We start from the raw sequence: 10,870 nt of genomic DNA, 5'->3' as shown, positions 1-10,870 counted from the left end.
CCGCGCGCGCCGCCACCGGGAGAGACGGACGACGGTCGCCGGAACCCCGGCGCGGGCGCCGCAATCTGGCGTCCGTCATCGCGTTCCTGGCGGCAATCCTCCTCCCGTATCCAGCCGTCGCACAAGCGGCAATTGACAAGGGGGACACCGCCTGGATGCTGGTCGCCACCGTGCTGGTGCTGCTGATGACCCTTCCCGGCCTGGCCCTGTTCTATGCCGGCATGGTGCGGAGCAAAAACGTGCTCTCCGTACTGATGCAATGCTTTGCCCTCGCCGCGCTGGTATCGGTCCTGTGGGGACTGTACGGCTACAGCCTGGCGCTCACGGGCACGGGCGCCCTGCTGGGCGGCACGGAGCGGCTGCTGCTCCACGGCCTGCACGCGGGGGCAATGGCAGGCGAAATCCCGGAGGCGGTATTCATGGCTTTCCAGATGACCTTCGCGATCATCACCCCGGCCCTGATCGTAGGGGCCGTCGCCGAGCGCATGAAGTTCTCGGCCCTGTTGCTATTCACCGCCCTTTGGTTCAGTTTCGTTTACGTGCCCGTCTGCCACTGGGTCTGGGGCGAAGGCGGCTGGCTGGGCGGTCTCGGCGTCCTGGATTTTGCCGGCGGCACCGTAGTGCATATCAATGCCGGGGTCGCCGGGCTGGTCGCCGCGATCATGCTGGGCAAGCGCAGCGGTTACCCGAATATCTCCATGCGCCCCAACAACTTGGCCTACACGGTGTTGGGCGGCTCCCTGCTATGGGTAGGGTGGATGGGCTTCAACGGCGGCAGCGGCCTGGCCGCCGACGGCGTGGCTGGAATGGCCATTGTGGTCACGCAACTGGCGGCAGCGGCGGCGGCGCTCGTCTGGATGTCTTGCGAATGGATGCGCTACGGAAAACCGACCGTGCTGGGCATCGCCTCGGGGGCAATTGCCGGACTGGTCGCGATTACCCCGGCGGCAGGCAGCGTCAACCCCCTGGCGGCGCTCATTATCGGCGCGGCGGCCGGCGGCGCATGTTACTACGCATCGGTCAGCCTCAAGAGGGCCATGGGCTACGACGACTCCCTGGACGTATTCGGCGTACACGCCGTGGGCGGGATCGTCGGGGCGCTGTTGACCGCCCCCTTCGCCGCCGAGTCCATGGGCGGAAACGGCTTCGGAGCGGACATTCAGAGCATCGGCGGACAACTCGCCGCCCAGGCGACGGGCATCGTCGTCACCATCGGCTATTGCGCCGTCCTCAGCGCCGTTTTCATCTGGGCGACGAAGTTGCTGTGCCAGGGAGCGCGGGTCAACGAGGAGGAAGAAACGGAAGGTTTGGATATAGTGCTGCATGACGAAAGAGGCTACAATCTATGATTACCGGAGCCTGCGCGTTCCGGAGAGAACCGTTCTATGGACAAGCGCCAGGCCATCACCCTATTAAAACAGGCTTTCCCGCCCAATCAGTTGCAGCCGAAGCTCCTGCAAAAACTTTGCGAACACACCAAATTGCTGATGGTCCCCAAGGGCCAGGTCCTGTTTAAAAAGGATCAAACGGACAATAGCGCCTACTACCTGCTCAGGGGCAGCATCCTGCTGCAAACCGGCAAAGGGGAAGAAGTGTTGCGCGCGGGTTCGATATCCACGGCAACCGGCAAGAAGCCGGTCCACCCGTTCCAACCCCGGCGGTGCACTGCCGTAGCCGGGGAAAAAAGCCTGGTCATGGCAATTGACAGGAAGCAACTCGACATCGCGCTGACCCTGGACCAAACGCCGGACTTGAAAGGCAAACTGCCCGAATCCGAGGATCCCGACTCGGACCAAACCGGCGACTGGATGACCCTGATATTGAAATCCAAGGCGTTTATCAAGGTGCCGCCCGCCAACATCCAGGCCATGTTCATGCGCATAGAGAAGGTGTCGTACAAGAAAGGGGCCCTCGTCATCAAGCAGGGCGACCCCGGCGACTATTTCTACCTCATCCGCCAGGGAAAATGCGCGGTGACGCGCACGGCCCCCGGGGGCAAGGAAATGCAACTGGCCATATTGCAGCGAGGCGCGTCCTTCGGAGAAGAGGCGCTGCTCTCGGGCGCCGTCCGCAACGCCAATGTCAAAATGCTCAGCGACGGCATACTGATGCGCCTCTCCAAAAAGGACTTCGAGCAACTCCTGAGTGAACCCATGCTGCGATGGGTGGATCTGACCGAGGCGCAAAAGATGGTGCAGGAATCCGGGGCCCGCTGGCTGGACGTGCGCCTGGAGGGAGAACACCAGGAAAACGGGTTCGACGGCAGCCTGCACATCCCGCTGATCATGCTGCGCTTGAAGTCGGACACCCTGGACCCGAAATGCAAATACATTCTGTACTGCAACTCCGGGCGCCGCAGTTCCACCGGGGCCTATCTGTTGAACCAGCAGGGCATGGAAGCCTATTGCCTGCGCGGCGGTCTGGAAAAAACCAAAACATGAAAGAGGCGGAGGCGCGAGGCGCCATGGCCGCGCCTGGAGACCGCCCCTCTCCCGCCGTCCGCGACGACTATGCGGTGATGGGGCATCCGGTCGGGCACAGCCAATCCCCCCACATTCACACCCTGTTTGCCCGGCAGACGGACCAGGCAATCCGCTACCGGGCGATTGAGGTAAGCCCCGGCCGCTTCGAACAGGCCGTGCGCGAGTTCCGGCGCGCCGGCGGCAAGGGGTTGAGCGTGACCGTGCCCTTCAAGAGCGAGGCCTACCGGCTGGCGCAGAGCCCCGGCCCGCAGGCGCGGCGGGCGGGGGCCGCGAACACGCTGTGGTTCGGACCGGACGGTTGCTGCTATGCCGACAACACCGACGGCACCGGCTTGCTGCGCGATCTGCGCGACAACCTGGGCCTTTGCATCGCCGGCGCTCGGGTCCTGGTGCTGGGCGCGGGCGGCGCCGTGCGCGGCGTGCTGGGGCCGTTGCTGGACGAACGCCCCGCGCGGGTGGTGATCGCCAACCGCACCCTGGAACGCGCGCGCGGGCTGGCGACGGCCTTTGCCGCGCAAGGGGACGTAGAGGCCGTTGGCTACCCGGAATTGCAGGGACGGCAGTTCGAGCTCGTCGTCAACGGCACCTCGCTCAGCCTTCAGGGCCGGCTGCCGCCCCTGGCCGACGGTCTGCTGGCGCCTGGAGGCGCCTGCTACGACTTGGCCTACGGCGACCAGCCCACCCCGTTCATGCGCTGGGCGGAGCGCCAGGGGGCGGGCGTCAACGAGGATGGGCTCGGCATGTTAATCGAGCAGGCCGCCGAGGCATTTCTCCTGTGGCGCGGCGTCCGGCCCGATACCCGGCCGGTGGCGGAGGCCCTGCGCCGGGGACGCGAGCGCCGGATGCGCGGGGACCGCGCTACAGCCCCTGCAGGCGGTCCGCCAGATCGGGCAACCAGAGGGCGCAACGCGGACAAGAGGCCAACAGAACGATGACCGCGACTTGTATGCAGACAAAAGGAACGATCCCGCGATAAAGCGCCCTCAGGGGAAGGCTCGGCGCCGCTCCCTTCAGATAGAACAGGGAAAACCCGACCGGCGGGGTGAGGAAGGCGGTTTGTAGATTCAAAGCGATCAACAGACCCAGCCACAGCGGGTCCAACCCGAAATAGACGCCGATCGGGGCCAGCACCGGCACCACGATGAAACAGATTTCCAGGAAGTCCAGAAACAGACCGAGCAGAAATATCAGGACCATACTGGCCAGCAGAAACCCGGCGGCACTGCTGAAGTGGGAGGTCATGAATCCGAAGATGGCGGCGTCTCCGCCGATGCCGCGAAACACGAGCCCGAAGGCCGTGGCGCCAATCAGGATGAGAAACACCATGCTGGTCAGGCGCAGGGTCTGAAGCATCGCCTGGTACAGGCCGGCCAGGTTCAGCCGCCCGCGGACAACAGCCAGCAGCACGGCGCCCAGGGCGCCCAGCGCCGCCGACTCGGTAGGAGAGGCAATGCCCAGAAAGATCGAGCCCAGCACGGCAGCCACCAGCAGCAGAGGCGGCAACAGGCCGCAGACGGCACGCAGCACCAGGTCCCCGTCCAGCCCCTCGGCCGCCGCCGGCGCTACCGCCGGCGCCGCTTGCGGCCGCCGCCAGGCAACCAGCAGGATATACAGCAGATACAGGAATATCAGCAGCATCCCCGGCAACACGGCGCCGACGAACAGCCTGCCCACCGGGACGCCCATGACATCCCCCAGCAGAATCAGGACGATGCTCGGCGGGACGATCTGCCCCAGCGTCCCGGCGGCGGCTACCGTACCGGAGGCCAGAGACGGGGAATAGCCGTGCTTGAGCATAGCAGGCAGGGCGATGACGCCCATGGTCACCACCGTCGCGCCGACCACGCCGGTAGTGGCGGCCAACAATCCCCCAATCAGCACGCTGGCAAAGGCCAGCCCGCCCCTGCGCCTGCCGCATAACCGGCCGGCGGTTTCCAGAAGATCCGCGGCCAGCCCGGAGCGCTCGAGCACCATTCCCATGAAAACGAACAAGGGCACCGCCAACAAAGTGAAATTCGTCATCACCCCCCAGATGCGCAGCGGCAATAGCCCGAAAAAATCGAGCCCCAGGAACAGCCAGCCGAAAACCAGGGCGACCGCCCCCAGGGTAAAGGCCACCGGATACCCGAGCAGCAGCAACAGAAACAGCACCGGGAACATAAGCAGAGCCCAGGTCTGCATCAGCGGTCCTCGCCGAACAGGCGGCGCAGATTGCCGAGGATATCCGCCACCCCCTGCAGCAACAGCAAACCGAAACCGAACGGGATCGCCGCTTTGAGCAGCCAGCGATAGGGCAGCCCGCCCGGGTCGGGGGAAACCTCCGCATGCACGAAGGACTGCGAGACAAAGTTCCAGGAACTGGCGATAACCAACAGGCAGAAAGGCACCAGAAAAAACAGCCCTCCCAGCAGATCGATCCAGGCGCGGCGCCGGTCGTTCAGCCACCGGCTGCGGTAGCACAGGTCCAGGCGCACGTGCTGGCCGCAACGGAGGGTATGGGCCGCACCCAGCAGGAAGACCAGGGAAAACAGGTGCCACTCCAGTTCCTGCAGCGCCACCGAACCCCGGTGGAACAGGAACCGCATCGAGACATCGTAGGAAACGACCAGCACCATGGCCGGGATTGACCAAGCCACCAGCCGCCCCACCCGATCTCCTATGGCCGCCAAGCCCCGCTCCAGCCGTTCCGTCTGTCGCCACAGCGACGGCCATACCCGACCGGGCCTGCCGGATTGCCGCGGACTGTGCACAACGCGGGGCATATCCCGTCAGCGCCCGGAAAGGCGCGGCTCGCCGAGGCCAACCGGTGCCGCCAGCCGGGCGTAATCTTCCGGCGCCAGGTCTTCGGCGCGGGCCGAGGCAGGGATGGCGGCGGCCTCCAGGCGTTGCATATCCAGGAACCCGGCGAGGGCATTGCGCAACAGCTTGCGCCGGCCGGAAAAAGCGCGCCGCACCAACTCCGCGAACAGCGCCGGGTCGGCGGCGCCGCACAGGGGGGCGGCGCGCGGCGCGAAATGCAGCATGGAAGACTCCACGCGCGGCGGCGGGGCAAAGGCCGCCGCCGGCACATCGAACAGCCGCCGCATGGAAAAACGGCACTGCATCATGACCGAAAGCCGTCCGTAACGGCGGCTGCCCGGCGCGGAGACCAGCCGTTCCGCAACTTCCCTTTGCAGCATAAATACCATGTCATGCAGGCATTCGCGCAAGTCGTACAGCAGAAACAGCAGGGGAGTGGAAATGGAATACGGCAGATTGCCCACCAGGCGCAAGCGGCCGCCGCCGACGCACAGGCGCCGGTAATCGAAGCGCAGCGCGTCCGCCCGGTACAGGCGCAATCCGCGGGCGGGAGGGTAGCGCAAGCACAGCAGGTCCCCCAGCGCCGGATCTTTCTCCACTGCGTCCAGGGCGCCGGCGGCGTCCAGCAGCGGGCCAGTGAGGGCGCCGTCCCCCGGTCCGATCTCGACCAGGCGCTGGCCGGGGCGCGGCGCGATCGCCGCCACCGCCTGCGCGATCGCATCCGGGTCGCGCAAAAAGTGCTGCCCCCAACGGCGGCGCGCGCGGCTCCGCCCGGCCGCCCTCACCGGGCCTCTCCCTGCCGCAAACGGGGCGCAACGCCCGCTGCCGCACCGGCAGGCGCAGCTTCCTGCCCGTGCCCGCAACCGGCGGACAACTCCATCGCGAGGCGCAACGCGGCCCGGAGACTGTGCGCCCGGGCGCGACCGGTGCCCGCCAACGCCAACGCCGTGCCGTGATCCACGGAGCAGCGCGGGAACGGCAGTCCCAGCGTAATATTGACCGTCTCGCCGAAACCCAGGGCCTTGACCGCCGGCAGCCCCTGGTCGTGGTACATGGCCAGCACGGCGTCTGCGCCACCGGCGCCGGCCGGCCCCGCCTCGCCGCTCCCGGCAGGGACAAAGGCCGTGTCGGCCGCCAGCGGCCCCTCCAGGCGCATCCCACCGGCGCGCAATTCGTCCAGCACGGGGGCGATCACCCGCCGCTCGGCATCGCCCAGACTCCCGTCCTCGCCGGCATGCGGATTCAGCCCGCAGACCCGGATGCGGGGCGCGGCGAGCCCGTAGTATCGTCCGAGGTCGCGACACAGAACGACCAGCACTGCCCGCAACCGCCGCGGCGTAATCGCGGCGGGCACGTCGGCCAGGGGCAGGTGCGTGGTCGCCAGGGCCACGCGGAGGCCGCCGCCGGCCAGCAGCATCACCGGTTGCGGCACCTGGCACAGATCGGCGAGATACTCTGTGTGCCCGGTAAAAGGGAAGCCCGCCGCCCGGATCGCGGATTTGTGCAGCGGCCCCGTCACCAAGGCGGTAAAACGCCCGGCGAGGCAAGCCCGGCAGGCGCGCTCCAAAGCCTGCAACAAGCTCCGGGCGTTGGCCGGATCAGGCCGGCCGCAACGCACGGCCGCCGCCAGCGGCAGGGGCCAAACCTTGAGGACGCCGGGGCGGGCCGGGCTGGGCGGGTCGGCATCGTGGAACTCTGCGATCCGCAGGGCAAGATCCAGGCGCCGGGCACGTTCGCGCAACAATTCCGGGTCGGCAACGACGACCAACTCCGCCGCCGGCGGCCGGGCAGCAAGCGACACCGCCAAGTCCGGCCCGATGCCCGCGGGTTCGCCCGGTGTCAGGATCAGCCGCGGCATCCGGCCTGGCATCTCGGCCATTAGAGCTCCTCGCCCCAGTCCAGGCGGTACTCTACATATGCCTCGTCGCGCAGTTGATGCAACCAGGACTTGTACGCGTTCTCGCTCTTGCGCCGGCGTATCGTTTCACGGGCCTGTTCCCGGCGCGCGTCCTCGGTGCGGTCCTGGCGGCGCCGCTCCAGCAATTGGGCAACGTGCCAACCGAAGGAGGAACGGAAGGGCTCGCTGAGTTCCCCCGGCTCCAGATCGTCCAGGGCCTGCTGGAAAGCGGGATCCAGCGCCCCCCGGCCGACCCAGCCCAGGGCGCCGCCCTCGGTAGAAGTGCCCAGGTCATCGGAATATTCCGCGGCCAGGGCCGCGAAATCCTCGCCCTGCTCGAGCCGCTCGCGCAGCCCGGCAATGAGTTCCCGAGCCTCCGTGCCGTCGTTTCCCTCCTCCACGCGCGCCAGGATATGCCGCGACCGGGTCTGTTCCTCCATGAACAGGTCGCTGGCGCGCACCTCCGCCAGCCGCACAAAGTGCAGACCGTCCCCGCCCTCGAAGGGGCCGGTGAAACCCCCCACCTCCAGGTTGGGCACATGCTCCAGGAAAACGGTAGGCACTTCGGGCAACCGCCGCCAGCCCAGGTCGCCGCCCTGGGCGGCATCTTCCGCGTCCGAGAGTTCCTCGGCCAGCGCGGCGAAATCTTCCCCGCCCTCCAGACGCTTGCGCAGATCCTCGGCGCGCTGACGCATCTCCTCCGGCTCACCGCCCTCAAGTATCAGGATATGCTGCAGGCGGTACTCCCGGCCCATCCCTCCCTGGCTCTCCAGCGTAGTCAGATAATAATCAATCTCCTCCTCGCTGATGGAGACGCGGGTGTCAATCTCCTGCGAACGCAGCCGCCGAACGAGCAGCTCTTCGCGCATTCCCTGTCGAAAGCCCTCATAGCTGAAACCGTCCTCCTCCAACAGCCGCTGAAACCCGTCCACCGACATGCCGTTGCGCGCGGCGATATCGCCGACCATGCGGTCGAGCACCCCCTCCTCCACCGTAACGCCGCTGACCGTCGCCTGCTGCAACTGCAGCTTGGTCATGATCAGGAGATCCAGCACCTGTTTCTTAATAATCAGAGGATTGGAGATATACGTCCCCTCCTTCCGCAACCGCTCCTGAAGCAGGCGCTCGCGGTTCTCGAACTCGCTCTGCAAGACGACATCGTCGTTGACGACGGCAATAATCCGATCCAGGGTCACCGATTGGGCATGGCCCGCGCCCGCCCAGCAAAACAGGATTCCCGCCAACAGCACGGGAACCGTTGGCCGCTTGCTACCAGTCGTCTTCATAACCCGGGATGCTCCGCCTCAGCAGGTTGCCGCCGGCGCGACCGATCCCGGCCAGGCCCAGCAACTCCAACTGCAAAAAGATATTGCTAGTGTACTCCCGATCCTTTCCTGTCAGGAAGCGGCGGCCCACCAGGCGCAGGGCCCAACAGCAGGAACGATATTGCGCGCCGCCGATCCATTCCAGCGGACGGCGCGCGGCCAGAGAGTGATTCCAGAGGCCAAACAGCGCCCACCGCGCCCCCAACGGCCGGCGGAACGAAAGACCGACCTGCCGCAGGTCCCGGTCCGCCGCGCCGCCGATGCCGCCGGCGCGGGCGCGCCGGTACCGGTAGTGCAGATTCAACAAGCGCCGCGTCTGCAAATCCCGGTAGCGCAAGCCCAGGGTCCAGCGTTCGGTGCCGGCGTCTTCCGGGTCCCAATCCCACTGCTGGCGCAGCTCGAACCCTGCCGGCAGACGCAGCGACAGCGCCTGCAACAGCGGCGACACGGCGGCGTCTTGCGGCGCCTCGCCGGGCAACCCCACCCGGCGGTCGCGGAAAAAATACGCCTGTCCCAGGGTCAAGCGCCCCCGCTCGCCGCCGGTGTCGCCCGCCAGCAGGCGGGAACTGAGGGCCAGGGTCAGCCGATTGACGTCGCCCACCCGGTCGGCCCCCGTGAAGCGGTCCGGATAAAACAGCGAGGACGCCGAAAGAGCCGTCCGCCCGGTATCGAAGACCGGCAGCGCGGCCTGCGCCCGGTGCGGCGCGTAGCGGTAATAGAGCCGCGGTTCCAGGGTTTGCAGATAATCGCGCCGCAACCAGCGCACGGGGCGCAGAAAGAACATCCCGCCGCGCAGTTCCAGGCTGGGCAGCCAGCGTTCCAGCACGGCCGGCGTCCCTGCCTGCCTGCGATCCAGCGCGTAGCGGGTATAGCGCAGCGCCGCCTCCGGGCGCAGGAAGCCCGCCGCGCCGCGCCGCGTCCAGAACAGCGCGGGCCGCAGGTCCAGACGCGCGCCCGCGGGCCCCGCGTCACGGTCAAAATACGCTCCCTCCCCGCGCACCGAGAAACCGGGCCCGCCGGCGGCCCGCGGCGCCTGCCGCCCATAGTCGAACAAGAAGCGAGGCAGGCGCCGGTAGGGCTCCTCCGCGGGCGCGATGTCCTCGTCCAGGCTCTGGTATCCCTGAAACAGCAGCGTCCAGCCGCCATGCGCGCCCCCATGCGCGAAGCGATAGTCGGCCTCGGCGCGCTGCTGCAACAGGCGGCTGGCGCTCAGCCCGATCCCGGCGCCCAAATCGCGCAGGTAGCGCCGGTCGGAAACCCGCTCCGCGTCCAGGCGCAAGCGCCTCGTCCCCGTGTCGCCGCCCCCCGCATCCCAATCCAGGCGCAGCGAGACCAGCCCCCGGCCGCGGTCCCGATCCTTACGGTCGCGCGGCAAGCCCTCGGCGTACAGGCTTCCGTTTCCGCGCCGCCACAGGCGCCGATACTCCGCGCTCAGCATCTGGCCGCGGCGCTCCATGCCGCGCCAGGCGAAAGTGAAATCCCGGTCGGGCGCCAGGTTCCAGTAATAGGGGACGCGCAGATCCGCGCCCGTGCTGGTGGAGATGCCGAAACGCGGCGTCAGGAACCCCGTCTTGCGCCGTTCGTCCAGGGGGAAGGAAAAGAACGGCGCGTACAGCACCGGCAAGCCGCCAAAGCGCAGCACCAGGTGCCGCGCCCGCCCTTCCCCGGCGGCGCGATCCAGCCGCATGCGGCGGGCATGGAGGCGCCAGAACCCGGCATCTCCCGCGCAAGTGCTGTAATCAATCCCCTCCAGGCGGGTCACGTCCCCGTCATTTTGCAGGACATCCGCCGTTCCCCTACCGCCCGTCGCCGGCAGCAAGTAATGCGCCTCCTCAAAGCGCGCGCTGCCCGAGGCGGCATCGAAACTGCCGCGCCGCCCGCGCAGGCGCAACACCGGGTCGCGATACTCCAGGGGCGCGTCCGCCCACGCCTGCCGGGTCTGCGTGTCGTAACGCAGGGACTCCGTGCGCAGGCGCCGCCGACCCTGGGCCAGTTCCACGTCGCCCTGCATCAGGACCTCCCCGCCCACAAAATAATTCGCGCGCCGCGATTCCAGCCGCAGCTCCCCGGCGGGCAGTTCCGCCGGCGGCGCCTCCGGCGCCGATTGCGCGGGACACAAACCCCGCGCCGCCGCCAAAGAAGACGCCGACAACCCCAGCGCGAGCGACCAGACAGCCAGCAGGCGCCGGCCCCCGAAGGCCCCGACCGCCGCCCTGCCGTCCCGGCATTTTGCCGGCCCCCCCGCTTCCCTCCATGCAACGCTGCCGAACAAATGCCTCTCCCGATCTCGCGCCCCGCAAGCGCCGCCCGCCAGCGCCGGGATTCGCGCCCCGCGCATCATACCGCAAGCCGCCGCCATCCCCGCC

At 67.8% G+C, this 10,870-nt stretch carries 9 protein-coding genes; 3 read left to right on the top strand and 6 right to left on the bottom strand.

Going from position 1 to position 10,870, the window contains the following annotated elements:
* The first annotated feature begins 77 nt into the window (after window positions 1-77).
* From OXU43_02720 to aroE, 3 genes are read left to right on the top strand one after another with little or no spacing between them, the layout of a single operon-like run.
* Window positions 78-1,349, top strand: a complete 1,272-nt coding sequence (locus OXU43_02720; GenBank protein ID MDD9824073.1) for an ammonium transporter — start codon at window positions 78-80, stop codon at window positions 1,347-1,349.
* Between the two features lie 36 nt (window positions 1,350-1,385).
* Window positions 1,386-2,441 carry a cyclic nucleotide-binding domain-containing protein gene (locus OXU43_02715; protein MDD9824072.1) on the top strand — a complete coding sequence of 352 codons (1,056 nt, stop codon included), beginning with the start codon at window positions 1,386-1,388 and terminating at the stop codon, window positions 2,439-2,441.
* Between the two features lie 23 nt (window positions 2,442-2,464).
* Window positions 2,465-3,418: a shikimate dehydrogenase gene (gene aroE, locus OXU43_02710; GenBank protein ID MDD9824071.1), complete on the top strand. Its 954-nt coding sequence runs from the start codon at window positions 2,465-2,467 to the stop codon at window positions 3,416-3,418.
* On the opposite strand, the gene OXU43_02705 is transcribed toward aroE, so the two are convergent.
* From OXU43_02705 to lptD, 6 genes are all read right to left on the bottom strand, one after another.
* On the bottom strand, window positions 3,342-4,664 hold the full coding sequence (locus OXU43_02705; GenBank protein MDD9824070.1) for a TRAP transporter large permease subunit: 1,323 nt from the start codon (window positions 4,662-4,664) through the stop codon (window positions 3,342-3,344). The two genes, aroE and OXU43_02705, sit on opposite strands and share 77 nt — an antisense overlap.
* Complete coding sequence (locus OXU43_02700) at window positions 4,664-5,245, bottom strand: TRAP transporter small permease subunit (GenBank protein MDD9824069.1); 582 nt, start codon at window positions 5,243-5,245, stop codon at window positions 4,664-4,666. Before OXU43_02700 ends, OXU43_02705 begins: the two co-directional genes overlap by 1 nt.
* Window positions 5,246-5,251: 6 nt before the next feature.
* On the bottom strand, window positions 5,252-6,067 hold the full coding sequence (gene rsmA, locus OXU43_02695) for a 16S rRNA (adenine(1518)-N(6)/adenine(1519)-N(6))-dimethyltransferase RsmA (protein ID MDD9824068.1): 816 nt from the start codon (window positions 6,065-6,067) through the stop codon (window positions 5,252-5,254).
* The gene (gene pdxA, locus OXU43_02690) at window positions 6,064-7,161 is read right to left on the bottom strand and encodes a 4-hydroxythreonine-4-phosphate dehydrogenase PdxA (protein MDD9824067.1); all 1,098 of its coding nucleotides are present in this window, start codon (window positions 7,159-7,161) and stop codon (window positions 6,064-6,066) included. The genes rsmA and pdxA overlap by 4 nt, the downstream gene beginning before the upstream one ends.
* The gene (locus tag OXU43_02685; GenBank protein MDD9824066.1) at window positions 7,161-8,465 is read right to left on the bottom strand and encodes a peptidylprolyl isomerase; all 1,305 of its coding nucleotides are present in this window, start codon (window positions 8,463-8,465) and stop codon (window positions 7,161-7,163) included. The genes pdxA and OXU43_02685 overlap by 1 nt, the downstream gene beginning before the upstream one ends.
* Window positions 8,449-10,870: LPS assembly protein LptD (gene lptD, locus OXU43_02680; protein ID MDD9824065.1), on the bottom strand; the 2,422-nt coding region annotated here is incomplete at its 5' end. The genes lptD and OXU43_02685, both read right to left, overlap by 17 nt.

The sequence above is a fragment of the Gammaproteobacteria bacterium genome (genome assembly GCA_028817255.1).
GTDB lineage: Bacteria > Pseudomonadota > Gammaproteobacteria > Porifericomitales > Porifericomitaceae > Porifericomes > Porifericomes azotivorans.
Note: the sequence above shows the minus strand (reverse complement) of the source record. Positions and strands in the feature narration are given on the sequence as shown.